This window comes from Streptomyces sp. TRM68367 (assembly GCF_014495685.1).
GTDB lineage: Bacteria > Actinomycetota > Actinomycetes > Streptomycetales > Streptomycetaceae > Streptomyces.
The window spans coordinates 37,155-54,256 of the sequence record NZ_JACTVI010000056.1 but is presented as its reverse complement, the minus strand read 5'-3'; the positions used below and the strand labels follow the sequence as shown (position 1 = coordinate 54,256).

Genomic DNA, 17,102 nt, shown 5'->3' with positions numbered 1-17,102 from the left:
TCCCAAACAGGACAGTCGAGACGTCAGTCAGGCGAGGGGTCAGACCCACCAGCGGCGTCACCACGTCACATCCTCACTGTCAGGCGAGCTTCGCCGACAGGGTGATCGGTACGGCCTTCAGGGCCTGGCTGACCGGGCAGCCCACCTTGGCGTCCTCGGCGGCGGCGACGAAGCCGTCGTTGTCGAGGCCGGGGACCATGCCCTCCACGGTGAGGTGGATGCCCGTGATGCCCTCACCCGGCTGGAAGGTGACGTCGGCCGAGGTGACGAGCTTGGTGGGCGGGGTGCCGGCCTGGGCGAGGGCGTGCGAGAACGCCATGCTGAAGCAGCTGGAGTGCGCGGCGGCGATCAGCTCTTCGGGGCTGGTCTTGCCGTTCGCCTCCTGGGTGCGGGCAGCCCACGTGACCGGCTGCTGGTCGATCGCGCCGGAGGAGTCGAAGGCGACGACTCCGTTGCCTTCGAGCAGGTTGCCTTCCCAGACGGTGTGTGCGGAGCGCGTGGTAGCCACTGGTGTTCCTTTCGCGTGTGGCCCCGTTGCCGGGGTTGTCCGTCCCCTATCCGATCACACTCGGAGGTCACCGTACGCGAAAGGCCGGCCCCCGGGCGGTGAACGGCAGGCGTGCACCTTCGGGAATCGGGTAGGCGTGCTCGCGCCGCACCCGCAGCAGGTCGCACCAGCCGTCGGTGATGACCAGGACCGGCGCGCCGGGCGGGAAGTCGTCGGCGCGCGGCAGCAGGTCGACGCCGGGCTGGAGCACGGTGCCGCCGCGGCCGTGCAGCGATCTCGGTGACCGGCACACAGCCGGCGTCGTGCGGGCCCGCGTCGCAGGACACGACCCGGGCAGCCGGTACGTCGCGGGCCTCGGCGTAAGAGGCGAACGCGCTGAGCGCCTTGCCGAGCAGCACCCGGTCCATGGAGCCGGAGGTGTCCAGGACCACGCCGAAGGCGGAGGATCCCCCCGGCCCCTCCGGCATGGTGCCGGCGCAGAGCCCGGGCTCGGCTCAGGCCGCGCGCTCCTCCCGTGGCTCCAGCGGTACTTGAGGGCCGTCCCACTCGCGCAGCCAGCGGGTCAGGACGCGGTGGACGTGCTCGGCGCCGACGAGTTCCGCCTCGTCGTCGACCGGCGCGGAGAACGTGACGGGCGACAGCAGGAACGGCCGGCCCTGGGCGCCGCCGAGGCCGCCGTGGGAGCCGATCTGCTCCTCGAAGGCGAGGACCTCGCCGTCGGCCGGGTCGTGGAAGGAGTTGACCATGATGTCGGCGGTGTGCGGGAAGGAGTGCGTGCGGCGCACGGCGTCGGCGGCGCCGGGCCCGAAGGCGGCCAGCGGTCCGGGGTCCTCGTCGAGCCGGTCCAGCGGGATCTCGGTGCCGTACGCTCCGAGCACGACCCCGCCGTGCACCTCGCTGCGCACCAGCAGGAAGCCGATGCCGGGGTGGTTGGCGAGGGTGGGCAGCAGCGCGGGGTGGCGGGCGGCGATCTCCTCCTTGGTCATGCGGTGCGGCACGTCAGGGAAGGAGACCAGGCCGAGGTTGCCGGAGGCCAGCACGATCGGCTCGGAGCGGCGGCGCGAGGGCCGGTACTGCTCGCCGCCCTCCTCGACGGGGATGTGCAGCGCCGCCCGTACGGCCGCCCGTGCCTCGGCGCCGCTGCGGGTGCTCCCCCAGTGCCTGAAGCCTGGGGGGATCCCCGTCGCCCGGCGCGGCACGGGCCGCCCGCAGCCGGCCCGGACCAGGTCGCCGAGGGTGAGGCCGTAGCGGGCGCGGAAGGTCTCACCGGGGCTCTGGCCGTGGTCGGACAGCACCACGATCCGGTACGGGCGCGGGGCGTGCTCGGCGACCTTCTCGATCAGGGCGAGGGAGCGGTCCAGGCGCTGCAGCACCTTCTCGGCGTCGCGGCTGAACGGGCCGGAGTGGTGGGCCACTTCGTCGTACGCCACGAGGTCGGCGTAGACGGAGGTGCGGCCGGCGAGCAGGTCGCCCATCACCGCGGCGACGACGACGTCCCGTTCGACGACGGTCGCGAAGGCCCGGATGAACGGGTAGAGGCCGCCGCGGCTGACGCGCGGGCGCTGTTTGCGGACGCGGGCCCGGGTGGACTGGCCGATCTCGCGGGCGGCCTCGGCGACGAAGGACAGGGCGGTGCGCACGGCGTTGGCCGGGTCGGAGAAGTACGCGAAGTAGCCGGCGCGGGAGCGGTTCTCGCGGCTGCGGCGGCCGGCGATGGATAGCACGAGGGCCTGTTCGTCGGCGCCGCCGCTGAACAGGTTGCCGCGGCTGGCGCCGTCGAGGGTGAGCAGCCCGGTGTGGCCGGCGTGCCCGACGGCGCGGCGCTGGAGTTCGGCGGCGCTGGTCGGGCGGTTGCAGACCATCACCTCCCTGCGGTCCTTCTCGTACCAGCGGAACGCGGGGACGTCGTGGTTGCTGCCGTGCAGGATGCCGAGCTGGCTGGCGCCGGTCTGGCTGGACCAGTCGGTGCGCCAGGGGGTGAGCCGGTGGGTGGCCTTCGCGCCGTCACCGGTGCCTTCGCCGGTGCCCTCGCCGATGCCGTCGCTGATGCCGAGCCAGCGGGCGACGGTGGGCATCAGGTCCTTGCCGACGGCGTCCAGCAGGACGTCGTGGCCGACGCCGTCGAGTTGCAGGAAGACGGTGCCGGGGCTGGCGGGGCAGGGCGGTCCGGACCGCCGGCGGCGGTCGGCGAGTCGGTAGAGGCGGCGCCGGTAGGCGTCGTCGTCGCGGACGGCCAGCGCGGCACCGGTGGCGGAGGCGACGGCGGACATCACGGCGGCGACCACGACCGCGGTCTCCCAGGCGGCGCCGCCACGCTCGGTGGGGTTCAGGCGCAGGGCGAGCAGCAGCAGGGCGCCGTTGAGGAAGAACACCAGCAGGCCGAGCACGAGCGCCGGTACGAGCAGCAGGAGGCGGACGAGCAGCGGCCATACGACGGCCGACAGCACGCCGAAGGCGCCGGCCCCGGATGCCGCGGTGACGGTGATCTGCGTGGCGCTGTCGCCGTCCGCCGACCGCAGCTGGAAGTCCGGCAGGATTCCGGCGAGCACGAGCATGGTGACCGTGGAGACCGCCCACACCGCGACGCTCCGCCCGACCTGACCGGCGACGAGCCGCCACCGCTCTGCACGCACGCCCAGCACACCTCACGTCCCGGCCCGTCCCTGCGGATCCGTCCCGCCCCAGAGTGTCATAACGGGGGAAACCGTCCGCCGGTTCCCTGGTCAGGAAGCGGTCTCCCTACCGCCCGTCGTACCCCGCCGTCGGCATCGACAGCCGCCGGTGCACGCACGCCTTCATCGCCGCGTCGTAACACGGCTCCGCGTCCCCCACCGTCTCCACCCGCACCCCCCGCCGCGCGCACTCCGCGGAGAACTCCTCGACGGACGACAGCGCGCTCTCCAGCACCCGCCGGCTCGGCGCCACGAACAGGTCGCGCCCGGGCCGGACCCCCTCCCACAGCGCGCCGTGGTCGGGCCGCAGTCCCCGCACCAGCAGCTCCCGGGTGACGACGTAGCCCCGCTCGGCGGCCCAGCGGGCGCACATGGCGTGCTGGCTGCGGGAGTCCACGAGGAAGGGATCGGCGTCCAATTTCTCCAGCGGCGTCAGACTCGCGATCGCCGTGACCCGCACCGGCCCCATGGCGTCCCCCTCACCTCCGGTTTCGCCGCCGACCTTACTCCTGCACGTAGGCTGCGGGCAGTCGCGCGAAGGAGGCAAAGAGGTGCCGGTGGAGATCACGTGGTGGGGTCACGCCACCTGCGCGGTCGAGGATTCGGACACCCGTGTACTCACCGACCCTCTGTTCGCCCGCCGGCTCGCGCACCTGCGGCGCCGTCGTGGTGCGCTGCCCCTGCCCGACGCCCGGCGCGCGGACGTCGTCCTGGTCTCCCATCTGCACGCCGACCACCTGCATCTGCCCTCGCTGGCCGCGCTCGCCCCGGGCACGCGCCTGCTCGTGCCCCGGGACGCGCCCCGTGCGGTACCGGGGCTGCGCCGGCTCGGGCAGATACGCGTGACCGAGATGGCGCCCGGCGACACCACCGCGGCCGGCGGTCTCGTCGTACGGGCCGTGCCCGCGCGGCACGACGGGCGGCGGCTGCCGGTCGGCCCGCACCGCTCCCCCGCCCTTGGCTATGTCATCGAGGGCGAGGCCCGGACGTACTTCGCCGGGGACACCGGGCTGTTCGACTCGATGGCCGAGGATGTCGGGCCGGTCGACGTGGCGCTGCTGCCGGTGGGCGGCTGGGGCCCGTACCTCGGCGACGGGCACCTGGACGCGGGCCGCGCGGCGCGGGCGCTGGCCCGGCTGGCGCCGCGCAGTGCGGTGCCGGTGCACTACGGCACGTACTGGCCGATCGGAATGGACGCCATCCGCCCCCATGAGTTCCATGCGCCGGGTGACGAGTTCGTGCGCCTGGCCGCGCGGTACGCGCCCGGCGTGGCGGTGCACCGGCTCGGCCACGGGGAGAGTGTGCGCCTGGAGGTCGCGCGGTGATCTGGCCCGTCGCCGCGGCGGCGACGACCGTGCCGACGGAGTCCACGCAGCAGGCGATCGGTTATCCGTCGCTGTTTCTGCTGGTGCTGATCGGGGCGTTGGTGCCGGTGGTGCCGACGGGGGCGCTGGTGAGTTCGGCGGCGGTGGTCGCCGTCCATCAGACGGCGCCGTTCTCCTTGGCGCTGGTGTTCGTTACGGCGTCGCTGGCCGCGTTTCTCGGGGACGTGGCGCTGTACTGGCTGGGGCGGCGGGGGATGGGGGCGCGGAACGGCTCGAGGTGGCTGGCGGCGATCCGGGCGCGGGCGCCGGAGGAGCGGCTGGCCCGGGCGCAGGCGAAGCTGGCGGATCACGGGGTGGCGGTGCTGGTGCTGTCGCGGCTGGTGCCGGCGGGGCGCGTCCCGGTGATGCTGGCCTGTCTCATCGCGCAGTGGCCGCTGCGGAGGTTCGTGCGGGGGAATCTTCCGGCGTGTCTGGCGTGGGCGGTGACGTATCAGTTGATCGGGATTCTGGGAGGTTCGCTGTTTGATGAGCCATGGGAGGGGGTTGTTGCGGCGGTGGTGGTGACGGTGGTGATCAGTGCGGCGCCGAGTGTTTGGAAGCGGGTTCGGTCTGCCGGGTGACGTCTCGTTGCGGGGTGCGGGTGCGTTGCGGCTTGTCGCGCCCACGCGGCGGCGCCGCAAATCGATACAGCCCCGCACCCCTTTTGGGTTGGCTGCTCTACAGGATTCTTGAAGCGCCGACCGGCATGTCCCACAGGTCCTCTCGGGGCAGGCCCGCCTTTTCCCATGCCGCGCGCACGCGTGTGAGGGGTTCCAGGACCGGCTCCGCCGAGAGGATGAACGTTGCCCAGTGCATGGGGGCCATGCGGTGGGCACCGAGGTCCTGGGCTGCCTGGACCGCCTCCTCGGGGTCGCAGTGGACGTCTCGGAGCCACCAGCGGGGGTCGTACGCGCCGATGGGGAGCAGGGCGAGGTCGATGCCGGGGTAGCGTCGGCCGATGCGGGTGAACCAGTGGCCGTAGCCGGTGTCACCCGCGAAGTAGACGCGCTGTCGGTCGGGGGCGGTGAGCACCCAGCCGCCCCAGAGGCTGCGGCAGGTGTCGGTGAGGGTGCGCTTGGACCAGTGGTGGGCGGGGACGAAGTCCAGGCGCACTCCCGCCCGTCGCCCGCCACCACCCTCGACCGAGGCGCCTGCGGCGCCGCCCCTCGGATGGATTTCGGACGCCTCCCACCAGTCCAGCTCCGTCACGCACGTGAAGCGGCGCCGGTGGAACCAGCGGCCGAGGCCGGCCGGCACGAACACCGGGGTGTCGCACGGGAGTCGGCGCAGCGTGGGGGCGTCCAGGTGGTCGTAGTGGTTGTGGCTGATGACGACCGCGTCGATGCGGGGCAGGGCGTTCCAGGGGATGCCGACGGGGGTGATGCGGGCCGGTGTGCCGAGGATCCGGCGGGACCAGACCGGGTCGGTCAGGACGGTCAGGCCGCCGATCTGCACGACCCAACTGGCGTGCCCCGCCCAGGAGACGGCGACCGTGCGCGCGTCGACGCTGGGCAGCGGGGCAGGGTCGAAGGGGAGCCGCGGGATGTCGGCGAGGCCCTCGCGGCCCGGTCGTACGGCGCCCTCGCGGGCGAACCGGGCGGCGGCCTTCAGGCCGGGCAGCGGGGCGGTCAGCCGGTCGTGGAACGTGCGCGGCCACATCCGCCGCTCTCCCGGCGGCCGGGGCGCGGCGAGCGGCGGGAACGGGGGCGCGACGGAGGACTCGGTCGTGCGGGCGCCGCCGTCCGGGGAGGGCGTGCTCGTCGTGGTCGACTCGGACTGCTGCGTCATCGAGGAGACTCCCATCGCTGAGCTTCGTCGCGGAGATCGTCGAAGACGGTCTTCAGGAGGATCAACGCGCGTTGCACGTGTGGCAGTTCCAACGGTGTGGGTGACCCGAGGCATTCCGTGCGCTCCGCGTCCGAGCCGCCCAGCAGCGGGCCGGTGGACAGCCGCACGCGCAGCGCGCCCAGGTCGTCTCCGAAGCGGTGCCCGCCCGGCGCGGGCATGCCGAGCCGGGCGGCGAGGAAATCCTCCAGTTCCTGCGCGTCGCCGACGCCGTGCGCGCTCAGCGCGGCGCGCAGCGGGGCCAGGTCGGCGTACACGTGCCGCCCGGCCTGCGGGGGCCGCGCCAGGGCACCGGCCGAGACGACGGCGGTGTGCGCGGCGGCGGCCACGCGCGCGTGCAGCCGTACGGCGGCGCCCACGCGCGCGGTGACCGGCTCGGGTTCCGCCAGGGCGTAGGTGGCCGCGGCGGCGACCGGCGCGGCCACGCGGGCGCCGAGCGCGGTGAGCACGTCGAGCACGCGCGCGTGGAGGCTGTCCCCGGCCGTGCCCGCCGGGAACCGGGCGACGGCGGCCGGCCAGCCGGGCGGCAGCAGCGCGCCGGCCAGGTCGGTGACGACGGTGACCTGCCCGGGCAGCATCTCGGCGGGGCTGAGCAGCACCGTGTCGTGCGGGGCGTGCACGGTGTCGCGCCAGGTCTCGTCGCTGACCAGGTGCAGGCCCTCGCCCTGGGCGGCCTCGACGGTCTCGTGCAGCACCTCGGGCGGTGCCACGGTGGCGGTGGGGTCGTCGACGACGGACAGCACCAGCAGGCGGGGGTCGCCGCCCTCGGCGCGCACCCGGCGGACGGTCTCCAGCAGGGCGTACGGGTCCGGTACGCCGCCGCACTCGGCCGGGGTCGCCACGTGGAAGAGGGGCCGGCCGAGCAGGCGCGCGAACGGCGCCCACCAGGCGGCGCAGGGCCGGGGCACCAGGACGTCGCCGCCGATGGCCGCGGTGAGCGCGAGCAGCAGGGCCGGGGCGCCGGGGGCGGCGGCCGCGCGGTCGGGGCCGGCGGTCAGCCCGCGCCGGTCCCAGTAGCCGCACGCGGCGTGCAGCAGTGCGGGGCCGCCGCCGACGGGTTCGGCTTCGGGGCGGGCGGCGGCTGCGGCGAGCACGGCGGACAGTTCGGGCAGCACGGGGAGCCCGTCGCCGGGGTGCGGCGGCCCGTACCGGACGGGTCCGTGGCCTTCCGGGTCCGTCCGCCGCATGCGTACCTCCCTGGTGGGGGCTGTGGCTGCCTCGTCGTGCCGTCGGTCGTCGCCTCACGTGTGCCGGGACCCGGTGACCGGGAGCGGGGTGGCGGCCACCTCGGGTGTGCCGTGTCCGGGGCCTCCTCGCTGGTGTCCGGGCTCCCCCCTCACTGAGATCTCCGGGGTCCTCCTCGCTGGGGGCGTACGGTGCGGCGCGTGTCCTCGGGGTTCTGAGTACCCACCGTGGCGCCGGCCCATGGCCGGGCGCGCGAGTGGCGCACGGGGCACCGGCGCCGGGCGCGCGCCGGGCGGGTCAGCCGTGCGCGCCGGTGCCGCGGCGGTGCAGCCGGTGCACGGCGGCGCCGCACGCGCCCGCGATCAGCAGCCCGCCGGCGACGAGGGCGGGCACGGAGTCGGTGAACGCGCCGCCCTGCCCGGCCCGGACCCCGCGCGGCATGCCCGCGCCGCCGCAGGCAGTGGTGCCGTGTGGCTCGGGGCTGCACGACGGGTGGGAGCCGCCGCCCCGGGCGACGGTGAACGTCGCGCTCCACGGCTTGCCCTGCCCGCCCGGTGCCGCCGGGCACGTGCCGTCGACGGTCCGCGCTGAGTCCGCGCCGGCGGCGCCGGGGCCGCCCTTGATGTTCCCGGATCCGGCGATCCGGGCGGTGCCGCGGTAGACGGGGCCGCCGGACCCGCCGGTGCCCCCGTCCCCGGGACCACCCTTCTCCTCGAGGTCGGGGAGATCGCCCTGCTCCTGAGGATCACGGAGGTCGCCCTCCTCGTGGAGACTGTCATTCTCCGGCAGACCGTCCTTCTCCGGCAGACCGTCGTTCTCCTGGAGACCGTCCTTCTCCGGCAGAAGACCGTCATTCTCCTGGATGCCGCCCTTGACGTCCCCGCCGCCCTGGATCCTGTGCAGCTTGACGGTGCCTTCCGCGAAGGCCTTGGAGGTCGCGTCGATGGTGGGCGGCGCCGCGCCGCCGACCGGGTCGCAGGTCACCGACACGGTGACGCTCCCGCCCGGGGACACGGTGCGGGGGCTGACCTCCGCGGCCGGTTCCGCCGAGACGGCCGGGGCGCAGAGGCCGAGGACGGCACCGACGAGGGCGGCGGGCAGGGCGCGGGCGGTGGTGCGGCGCATGGACAGGGCCATGGGGCGGGCTCCTTCGACCGATGGCGGGTGCGGTCCTCGCTGCCATCACAGCCCGCCGGGCGGCCGGGCGCGCGCGGCCGGGCACCATTCGCGGGACGGGGGCGCCCGAGCGAGTGACACCGCCGGGGAGCCGGGCACGTCAGGGGCGTCAGGGGGGTGGTGTCAGTCCGCCAGCGCCGCGAGCTGCGCTTCGAGGCCGCGCCCGCGCCGCTCGACCACACCGGCCGCGACGTCCGCGAGCTTGCGGTTGGTGCGCTGTGACACCCGGCGCAGCACCCCGAAGGCGGTGTCGGCGTCGCAGGCCGGGACATGCATGACGATGCCGCAGGCCTGGTCGACGACGGGGCGGGAGTGCAGCGCGGTGCCGAGCTGGTCGAGCTCGGTGAGCGCGGCGTGGTAGGAGCGGTCCCGCACCAGGCAGGTCACGGCGAGGTCGCCCAGCGCGCGGGCGGGCCCGTCCACGGCGTCGTCCAGGGCGCCGGTGCGGAAACTGTAGAGACTGAGGGTCACCGTGAGGCCGGAGCGGCGGAAGGGCAGCGTCACGGTGGAGCGCACGCCCGTGTCGAACGCCAGGGCTCGGTACTGCGGCCAGCGCGGCTCGCGCAGCAGGTCCCCGCAGCCGACGGGCGTACCGCGGTCGAGCGCGGCCGGGATGGGCCCGTCGCCGGAGCGCAGACCCGGTCCTCGCCCAGGCCAACGTCACGTCCCTCCTGTGCGTCCTGCTCCCCCAGGCCGTACTCACCCCCGCTTCCGCTGCGGCCCCCGCCCCCGTTCTCCATGGCAGAGGCCCAGGCAATGGACATGATCGCCCGTCACATATCCACAGCGCTCACGAAACGCCCTGAAGGGGCGCGGGGCCGTATCGATATGCGGCTCCGCCGCGTGCGGGCGCGACCAGCCACACACAACCCTCATCCGGCAACGCAAGACGCCCCTACGGCGCTACCCCGCATCCTTCAAAACCTCTGCCCGCACGCGCCCACAACACCGGCTGATCAGCCGAGACACATGCATCTGCGAGATCCCCAACTGCTCGGCGATCCGACTCTGCGTCATGTCCCCGAAGAACCGCATGTACAAAATGGCCCGCTCCCGCTCGGGCAGAGCAGCCAGCCGGGATTTCACCGCCTCGCGGTCCACCACGGTGTCCAGCGCCGGATCCGGCGACCCCAGCGCGTCACTCAACGAGTACCCGTCCTCACTGCCCGGCAGTTCCGCGTCCAGCGACAACGTGGTGAAGCTCTCCAACGCCTCCAGCCCCACCCGGACGTCCTCTTCGCTCATCTTCGCGTGCTCCGCGATCTCGGCCACCGTCGGCCGCCGCCCGGAGATGCTCTGCGACAGGTCCTGACTGGCGAACCGGACCCGGTTGCGCAGATCCTGGACCCGGCGCGGCACGTGCAGGGTCCACATGTGGTCGCGGAAGTGCCGTTTGATCTCGCCGGTGATGGTCGGCACGGCATAGCTCTCGAAGGCGTTGCCGCGTTCGGGGTCGTAGCGGTCGACGGCCTTGACCAGGCCGAGCCCCGCGACCTGGCGCAGGTCGTCGAAACTCTCGCCGCGGCTGCGGAAGCGTCCGGCGAGCCGGTCCGCCATGGGCAGCCAGGCCTCGACGATCTCGTCGCGCAGCGCATCGCGCCGCGGGCCCGCGGGGAGCGTGGCGAGTTCGCGGAAGGCGTCCGCGGTGTCGGGGGCGTCGTCGTGCGGGTGGTGCTTCGCGCTGACGTGCGTCGGCATGATGCGTCGCATCTCCCTTGGAGGTGCTCCGGGTCGGACGGTCACCATGGGAGCGCACCCGCGAACCGGACAGGGGCACCCGTGGCGGCGCGGTGGCCGCTCCCACGGGCGTGCCTCCTGTCCGAAGCACTGTTCAGTCGCCTGCCCCGGGCCCGGGACCGCAAACACCCTCCAGGTCGCCGGGGTGTGCCTACGGGGCGGCCTCCGGCAGGTTTTCCGGCTGCCCGCGGGGTGACTCGGTGACGCGTAGCGCTGCTGCCCGTGTCCCCTCACGTCCGGGAGGTCCCGTCCATGAGCACCAAGGTCTCCGACCACGTCCTGCAGCGGCTGCGCGAGTGGGGCGTGGAGCATGTCTTCGGCTATCCCGGCGACGGGATCAACGGCCTGCTCGCCGCGTGGGGCCGGGCGGAGAACCGGCCACGGTTCATCCAGGCCCGGCACGAGGAGATGGCGGCGTTCCAGGCGGTCGGTTACGGCAAGTTCAGCGGCCGTCTCGGCGTGTGCGCGGCGACGTCCGGACCGGGCGCGATCCACCTGCTCAACGGCCTGTACGACGCGAAGCTCGACCACGTGCCGGTGCTGGCGATCGTCGGCCAGACGGACCGCACCGCGATGGGCGGCTCGTACCAGCAGGAGGTCGACCTGCACACGCTGTTCAAGGACGTCGCCTCGGACTTCGTGGAGACGGTGACGGTGCCCGAGCAGCTGCCGAACGTGCTGGACCGGGCGATCCGCACCGCGTACGCGCGGCGCGCCCCGACAGCCGTGATCATCCCCGGTGACGTGCAGGAACTCGACTACTCGGCGCCGACGCACGAATTCAAGATGGTGCCCTCCAGCCTGGACCGCAGCTCCTGGACGGCCGTCCCGTCGGACGAGTCGGTGCGGCGGGCGGCGGAGGTCCTGAACGCCGGCGACAAGGTGGCGATCCTGGTCGGCCAGGGCGCCGCGAGCGCACAGGAGGAGGTCGAGCGGATCGCCGAGCTGCTCGGCGCCGGGGTCGCCAAGGCGCTGCTCGGCAAGGACGTCCTCAGCGACGACCTGCCCTACGTCACCGGCGCGATCGGCCTGCTGGGCACGCGTCCGTCGTACGAGCTGATGCGTGACTGCGACACCCTGCTGACCATCGGGTCCTCCTTCCCGTACACGCAGTTCATGCCGGAGTTCGGCAAGGCGCGCGGGGTGCAGATCGACATCGACCCGCACATGGTCGGGATGCGGTATCCGTACGAGGTGAACCTCGTCGGCGACGCGCGGACGACCCTGCAGCGGCTGCTCCCGCTGATCGAGTCCGGCCGCGGACGCGAGTGGTACGACACCGTGTGCGCGAACGTGGCGCGCTGGCGGCAGGTCATGGGGCGGCGCGCGACCCTGTCGGCCGACCCGATCAACCCGGAGTACGTCGCCCACGTGCTGGATCCGCTGCTGCCGAGCGACGCGATCGTCACCTCGGACTCGGGCTCGGCGGCCAACTGGTTCGCGCGGCACCTGTCCATGCGGCCCGGCATGCGTGCCTCGCTGTCCGGCACGCTCGCGACGATGGGCTGCGGGGTGCCGTACGCGATCGGCGCGAAGTTCGCGCACCCGGAGCGGCCGGCGATCGCGCTGGTCGGGGACGGGGCGATGCAGATGAACGGGATGGCCGAGCTGATCACGGCGGCGAAGTACCGCGGCCAGTGGGAGGACCCGCGCCTGGTGGTGGGCATCTGGAACAACCACGACCTGAACCAGGTCACCTGGGAGATGCGGGCCATGGAGGGCGCCCCGTCCTTCCTGCCCTCGCAGGAGATCCCGGACGTGCAGTACGCCGCGTTCGCCCGCTCCCTGGGACTGACCGGCATCCGCGTGGAGAAGCCCGGGGACGTCGAGGCGGGCTGGCGCGCGGGTCTTGAGGCGGACGGCCCGGCGGTGATCGAGTTCCTGACCGATCCGGCCGTTCCGCCGATCCCGCCGCACGCCACCTGGGAGCAGATGGAGGCCACCGCCGCGTCGATCCTGAAGGGCGACGCGGACCGGGGTTCGGTGGTCAAGCAGGGCTTCAAGGCGAAGGTGCAGGAGTTCCTGCCCGGGCACGGGAAGCACGAGCGGCACGAGAGGAAGTAGCCGGGAGGACGAGGCCGTCGCCCCGGTCGCCGGGCGGGGCGACGGCCTCGGCAGACGGGGCCGGCGCGCCGGCGGGCCGGGCGGCCGTGTCGCAGGAGTCGCGGGACGGGGCGGCGGCCTCGGCGGGCCATACGTCCGCGCCGCGGGCCGGGGCTGCGACGCGCACGCGGAGCCGTTCGCGCCGGCCGGTCCCCCGCTCGGTCCCCCGCTGCGGCTCCCGCGGGAACAGCAGCTCCTCATAGCGGCCCAGGGCCAGCACCATGCCGAGCATGAAAAGCGGGATGATCACAGCGAGTGCCGCCATGGCTGTTCCTTCCCCAGGGATGTGTGTGGGGGTGCCAAGCGGGTCTCCCGTACGGAGCGGAACAAACCCGGTGAAGACCGGCGATCCGGTGCCCGTGGCCCGTGTCGGGCTCCGGTCCACGGGTACGCGGTGCGCACCCCCGTAGATCTGGAGGGAGACATGCAGCGAGGCAGCGACCGGCTGAACGTCCACCGGGACGACGAGATGAAACACGAACTGCAGGGTCTGCTCAGGTCGGGACACCCCACCCGGAGCGAGGAGTGGCACGACCCGGAGCCGGCCGCCGAGGACGACCCGGAGGTCGCGCGGGGGCCGGTGACGCCGAGCCGTGGGCCGACGTCCATGGAGGCGGCGCGGCTGGAGCTGGCCCGGATCCTGAGCCGGGGCGCGTTCCCCGCGGGGCCGCGTGATCTGGCCCGTGAGCTGCGCCGGCACCACGCGCCCGACGCCCTCGTCGAGACCACGAAGCGGCTGCCGCACCGGGACCGCTACCGCAACGTCCAGGAACTGGCCGTTGCCCTGACCGAGGCCCGGGAGCCCGGGCCCACGGCGGACCTCGCCGGGCGCAGGCGCCCCGAGGAGCCCGAAGAGTACGCATAGCGATCCGGCCCAGGGGTACTGCGGGCGGCGTCGCGCCGATCCGGTCGCGGTGTCCTGGCCGGCCGCGGATGGCAGGAAGGGCCCACAGCGATGGCTGAGTTCGTCAGGGACGTCATGACGCCGGGCGTGGTCGCCGTCCGCCCGGACGCCTCACTCGTCGAGGCGGCGCAACTTATGCGCGCCCAGAACATCGGCGACGTGGTGGTGGCCGACGGCCAGCAGGTCGTCGGCATGCTCACCGACCGTGACATCGCGGTCCGGGCCGTCGCGGACGGCGCCGATCCGCTCGCCGTGAGCGTCCGGACGGTTTGCACCCCGAACCCGCTGGTGGTCGCCCCGGACGACCCGGTGACGGCGGCGGTCGCGCTGATGCGCGAGCACGCGGTACGCCGGCTGCCGGTCGTCGAGGCGGGGCTGCCGGTCGGGATCGTCAGCCTCGGCGACCTGGCCGAGGCGCAGGACCCGCAGTCGGCGCTGGCCGACATCAGCCGCGCCGAACCGGACGCGCGGGGCACTACGTGAGCCGCGATCAGCCCAGGTGACCGACGTCGCCGGCGTCACCGTGGACATCGGCGGAGTCACCATGCGGTTGCCTGCTGTACGCGAGGAGAAACGAGCGACGGGGCCCGGTTCCGGGCCCCGAAAGGACGGGAAACATCATGCGCATCGCGTTTCTGACCGCACCCCAGGGAGTCGAGCAGGTCGAGCTCACCGATCCCTGGCAGGCGGTGGTGGACGCGGGCCACGAGCCCGTGCTGGTGTCGACGAAGCCGGGCCGGATCCAGGCCTTCGACCATCTCGACATGGCGGACGCCTTCCCCGTGCAGGAGGTCGTCGGCGAGACGTCGGCGGACTCGTTCGGCGGACTCGTGCTGCCGGGCGGGGTCGCCAACCCCGACTTCCTGCGGATGGACCGCAAGGCGGTGTCCTTCGTCCGGGACTTCTTCGAGCAGGGGCTGCCGGTCGCCGCGATCTGCCACGCCCCCTGGACGCTGGTCGAGGCGAACGTCGTCGAGGGCAGGACGCTGACCTCGTGGCCGAGCCTGCAGACCGACATCCGCAACGCGGGCGGCACCTGGGTGGACGAACAGGTGCAGATCTGTGACGAGGGCCCGAACACGCTGGTCACCAGCCGCAAGCCGGACGATCTCAAGGCGTTCTGCGAGGCGTTGCTCGACGTGTTCGCCCGCGCGCCGAAGGAGGCCGCCCGATGACGGACCGCAAGCAGGAGCAGCGGGCGGCCGTCCGGGCGGACGACCCGGCCGGCGGGCCGCTCACCACAGACCAGGGCGTGGAGGTCGACCACACCGACGACTCGCTCGCCGCGGGTGAGCGCGGGCCGACGCTGATGGAGGACTTCCACTTCCGGGAGAAGCTGACGCACTTCGACCACGAGCGGACCCCGGAGCGGGTGGTGCATGCGCGGGACGCGGGCGCGTACGGCTATTTCGAACCGTACGAGTCCTGCGCGGAGTTCACGCGTGCCGCCTTTTAGCCGGTGGGCGCGCTCGGCTCCGGCGTGGGCGTCCTGTCCGCGCTGGAACCGGAGGGCCTGCGGCTCTCCGCCGAGTTCCACCGGGTGGTCGCCGACCAGGGCGTGGTCACGGACACCTCCCCCGGCCCGGCGAGCGAGGAGTTCCTGCGCGCCCTCGTGGACGCGATCGCGGCCCACCGCCACTGGAACCGCCCACCGGTGCGCCGCTGATCACACCGGCCCGCGTCAGGCGCTTCGGCACCCGGGTTCCCGGCCGCCCACGGCCGCGGGGCCCGGGTGCCCTGTCGTACGACGGCCCCGGCGGGCCAGGCGTGGTCCGGCGCGTCCACTCCGGTGAAGGCACGGCAGGCCGGTGAGCTCGGCGCGGCCGGGGCGTTCGGTCCTAGGCAGGCCAGCAGGTGGTCACCGCACGCCCGCCAGCAGGGAGGACGCCGTGCCCGTGTGATCAGGGTACGGCGCCACGAGGTGCCGCGCCGCCGACGCCCGGCCGCCCCACGGCGGCCGCCCGTGGTGGCGGCGGCCACCGGGAGCATCAGCAGCGGGCCGTGCGCAAGCCCCCGGCGCCTGATCAGGGCGCCGCCCGCGGGAGTGTGCTGCGACCGAGCAGCCCGCAGGGCACCGTGCCGTCAGGTGCCCGGAGTCGACGGTGTCGTCGAGCAGGCGCCGCTTCGGTCGCGGGCGCCCTCGCGGGTGCGGCCCGCGGCGACCGGGCGGCGCGGGTTGCGGCGCAGGTACTCGCCCTCCAGCTGCGCCATGCGCTCGTTGTGGGCGCGCAGCGCGTCGTTGGAGCCGTACAGCAGTGTGTCGTGACGCGTGCGGTGGATGGTCTCCAGCTCCTTCATCAGCTGCTGATCGTCCAGGCGGCTCGGTTCGACTCCGGTCATGGTAGTGCCCCGCTCGTCGTGTTCGTGTCCGTGGTCCGGGTACCCGCCCGTGTGCAACGCACCACCCCGAGCGGCATCCGGGAGGGAGCCATGGATCTCGCCTTTCTGCACCCACTGTACGAACATCCGGGGCCCTGGGCCTCCGTGTACGTCGACACCTCGCGGCACACGGAGGACACCCCGCACGAGCGGTACCTGACGGCCCGGGCCCTGGCCCGGGACCTGGCCGTACAGGGAGCGGACGAGGCGACCTGCCGGGCCGTGCAGGACGCGGTGGACGAGCTGCGGCACTCCACGGAGCCGCACGGCCGGGCCCTGTTCGCCCGCGCCGGCGAGGTGGTCCTCGACCCGCCGCTGGCCCGTTCCCCGCAGCGCGATTCGGCCGTATGGGGGCCGCTGCCGCGGGTGACGCCGCTGCTGGAGCTGGCCGGGGAGGACCCGGTGTGCGTGGTGGCGTACGTCGACCGCAAGGGCGCCGGCTTCGAGCTGCGCAGCGGGCTCGGCCAGGAGGAGGCCGGCGGTGTCACCGGCCGGCAGTGGCCGGTGCACCGGACGCGCTCGGTCGACTGGTCCGAGCGCCACTTCCAGCTGCGGGTGGAGAACACCTGGGAGCACAACGCGGCCGAGGTCGCCGATGCGCTCGCCGTGTGCCAGGAGGAGACCCGGGCCGACCTGCTGATCCTCGTCGGCGAGGAGCGGGAACGGCGGGCCGTGCACGAGCGGCTGCCGCAGCGGCTGCACGACCTGGTCGCGGAGGCCCCGCACGGCACCGGCAGCCGGCTGCTCGACGAGGACGTGGAGCGGGCCCGGGCCGAGCACGTGCGGCTGCGGGCCGCGGCCGAGCTGGACCGCTTCCTGGCCGCCCGCACCCCGGATGCCGAGGGGCACGCGGGGGCCGTGGAGGGCGTGCCCGCGCTGGTCGAGGCGGCGCGCGAGCACCGTATCGACGAGCTGCTCATCCGCCCGGACGGTCCCGACGCGCACCGCGAGGTGTGGATCGGCGAGGACCCGGACCAGCTGGCGGTGCGGCGCACGGACCTGAGGGCGCTGGGCGAACTTCACTCCTGGTCCGCCCGTGCCGACGACGCCCTGATCCGCTCCGTGGTGGCGACCGGCGCCCCCGCCATGTCGGTGACCCCGGCGGCCCCGGACACGGAGCCTGCGGGCGGCTTGGGGGCGCTGCTGCGCTGGACATGAGCGGCGCCGGTGCGGGCCTCGCAGTTTCTCGCCCCCGCCGCCCCTACCCGTCCCATCCTGAAGAGGCTCGC

At 74.0% G+C, this 17,102-nt stretch carries 18 protein-coding genes and 2 pseudogenes; 9 read left to right on the top strand and 11 right to left on the bottom strand.

Going from position 1 to position 17,102, the window contains the following annotated elements; genetic code table 11:
- Window positions 1-79: 79 nt before the first annotated feature.
- The 4 genes and pseudogenes from H8R17_RS29135 to H8R17_RS29120 form a co-directional block, all read right to left on the bottom strand.
- On the bottom strand, window positions 80-508 hold the full coding sequence (locus H8R17_RS29135) for an OsmC family protein (RefSeq protein ID WP_187826205.1): 429 nt from the start codon (window positions 506-508) through the stop codon (window positions 80-82).
- A gap of 67 nt (window positions 509-575) precedes the next feature.
- A pseudogene (locus H8R17_RS29130) lies at window positions 576-945 on the bottom strand (hypothetical protein); the annotation flags it as partial.
- Window positions 946-1,002: 57 nt separating this feature from the next.
- A complete protein-coding gene (locus H8R17_RS29125; RefSeq protein ID WP_316959558.1) occupies window positions 1,003-3,141 on the bottom strand; it encodes a phage holin family protein in 2,139 nt (712 codons plus the stop codon).
- A gap of 106 nt (window positions 3,142-3,247) precedes the next feature.
- Entirely contained in the window at window positions 3,248-3,649 is a 402-nt protein-coding gene (locus H8R17_RS29120; RefSeq protein WP_187826203.1) for a hypothetical protein, read from the bottom strand.
- An 82-nt stretch (window positions 3,650-3,731) separates the two neighbouring features.
- Between H8R17_RS29120 and H8R17_RS29115 the strand changes: the two genes are divergently transcribed.
- Both H8R17_RS29115 and H8R17_RS29110 read left to right on the top strand, forming a co-directional pair.
- Window positions 3,732-4,505 (top strand): MBL fold metallo-hydrolase, encoded by a 774-nt coding sequence (locus tag H8R17_RS29115; protein WP_187826202.1) that lies wholly within the window; start codon window positions 3,732-3,734, stop codon window positions 4,503-4,505.
- A complete protein-coding gene (locus H8R17_RS29110) occupies window positions 4,502-5,125 on the top strand; it encodes a VTT domain-containing protein (RefSeq protein ID WP_187826201.1) in 624 nt (207 codons plus the stop codon). The genes H8R17_RS29115 and H8R17_RS29110 overlap by 4 nt, the downstream gene beginning before the upstream one ends.
- A gap of 97 nt (window positions 5,126-5,222) precedes the next feature.
- Here the strand turns inward: H8R17_RS29110 and H8R17_RS29105 are convergent, their stop codons facing one another.
- The 5 genes from H8R17_RS29105 to H8R17_RS29085 form a co-directional block, all read right to left on the bottom strand.
- The gene (locus H8R17_RS29105) at window positions 5,223-6,332 is read right to left on the bottom strand and encodes an MBL fold metallo-hydrolase (protein ID WP_187826200.1); all 1,110 of its coding nucleotides are present in this window, start codon (window positions 6,330-6,332) and stop codon (window positions 5,223-5,225) included.
- Window positions 6,329-7,576, bottom strand: coding sequence for an aminotransferase class I/II-fold pyridoxal phosphate-dependent enzyme (locus H8R17_RS29100; RefSeq protein ID WP_187826199.1), 1,248 nt, complete (start codon window positions 7,574-7,576; stop codon window positions 6,329-6,331). The genes H8R17_RS29105 and H8R17_RS29100 overlap by 4 nt, the downstream gene beginning before the upstream one ends.
- A 295-nt stretch (window positions 7,577-7,871) precedes the next feature.
- The gene (locus tag H8R17_RS29095; RefSeq protein ID WP_316959557.1) at window positions 7,872-8,711 is read right to left on the bottom strand and encodes a hypothetical protein; all 840 of its coding nucleotides are present in this window, start codon (window positions 8,709-8,711) and stop codon (window positions 7,872-7,874) included.
- 162 nt (window positions 8,712-8,873) lie between these two features.
- Window positions 8,874-9,266, bottom strand: coding sequence for an ANTAR domain-containing protein (locus tag H8R17_RS29090; RefSeq protein ID WP_316959556.1), 393 nt, complete (start codon window positions 9,264-9,266; stop codon window positions 8,874-8,876).
- 387 nt (window positions 9,267-9,653) lie between these two features.
- Entirely contained in the window at window positions 9,654-10,448 is a 795-nt protein-coding gene (locus H8R17_RS29085) for an RNA polymerase sigma factor SigF (protein WP_187826198.1), read from the bottom strand.
- A 291-nt stretch (window positions 10,449-10,739) separates the two neighbouring features.
- Between H8R17_RS29085 and H8R17_RS29080 the strand changes: the two genes are divergently transcribed.
- Window positions 10,740-12,551 carry a thiamine pyrophosphate-requiring protein gene (locus tag H8R17_RS29080; protein ID WP_187826197.1) on the top strand — a complete coding sequence of 604 codons (1,812 nt, stop codon included), beginning with the start codon at window positions 10,740-10,742 and terminating at the stop codon, window positions 12,549-12,551.
- Here the strand turns inward: H8R17_RS29080 and H8R17_RS29075 are convergent.
- Entirely contained in the window at window positions 12,487-12,855 is a 369-nt protein-coding gene (locus H8R17_RS29075) for a hypothetical protein (protein WP_187826209.1), read from the bottom strand. The two genes, H8R17_RS29080 and H8R17_RS29075, sit on opposite strands and share 65 nt — an antisense overlap.
- Before the next feature lie 159 nt (window positions 12,856-13,014).
- Here H8R17_RS29075 and H8R17_RS29070 point away from each other — a divergent pair, with 159 nt between their 5' ends.
- The 5 genes and pseudogenes from H8R17_RS29070 (at window position 13,015) to H8R17_RS29050 (ending at window position 15,160) form a co-directional block, all read left to right on the top strand.
- Window positions 13,015-13,455 carry a DUF2795 domain-containing protein gene (locus tag H8R17_RS29070; RefSeq protein ID WP_187826196.1) on the top strand — a complete coding sequence of 147 codons (441 nt, stop codon included), beginning with the start codon at window positions 13,015-13,017 and terminating at the stop codon, window positions 13,453-13,455.
- Between the two features lie 90 nt (window positions 13,456-13,545).
- Complete coding sequence (locus H8R17_RS29065; protein ID WP_187826195.1) at window positions 13,546-13,977, top strand: CBS domain-containing protein; 432 nt, start codon at window positions 13,546-13,548, stop codon at window positions 13,975-13,977.
- Window positions 13,978-14,114: 137 nt separating this feature from the next.
- Window positions 14,115-14,669: a type 1 glutamine amidotransferase domain-containing protein gene (locus tag H8R17_RS29060; RefSeq protein WP_187826194.1), complete on the top strand. Its 555-nt coding sequence runs from the start codon at window positions 14,115-14,117 to the stop codon at window positions 14,667-14,669.
- Window positions 14,666-14,947, top strand: a pseudogene (locus H8R17_RS29055) (catalase); the annotation flags it as partial. The gene H8R17_RS29060 and the pseudogene H8R17_RS29055, both read left to right, overlap by 4 nt.
- A 6-nt stretch (window positions 14,948-14,953) precedes the next feature.
- Window positions 14,954-15,160, top strand: coding sequence for a hypothetical protein (locus H8R17_RS29050; RefSeq protein WP_187826193.1), 207 nt, complete (start codon window positions 14,954-14,956; stop codon window positions 15,158-15,160).
- A gap of 416 nt (window positions 15,161-15,576) precedes the next feature.
- On the opposite strand, the gene H8R17_RS29045 is transcribed toward H8R17_RS29050, so the two are convergent.
- Window positions 15,577-15,834: a DUF6158 family protein gene (locus H8R17_RS29045; protein ID WP_187826192.1), complete on the bottom strand. Its 258-nt coding sequence runs from the start codon at window positions 15,832-15,834 to the stop codon at window positions 15,577-15,579.
- Between the two features lie 90 nt (window positions 15,835-15,924).
- Here H8R17_RS29045 and H8R17_RS29040 point away from each other — a divergent pair, with 90 nt between their 5' ends.
- The gene (locus H8R17_RS29040) at window positions 15,925-17,031 is read left to right on the top strand and encodes a Vms1/Ankzf1 family peptidyl-tRNA hydrolase (protein WP_187826191.1); all 1,107 of its coding nucleotides are present in this window, start codon (window positions 15,925-15,927) and stop codon (window positions 17,029-17,031) included.
- The last annotated feature ends 71 nt before the right edge of the window (window positions 17,032-17,102 follow it).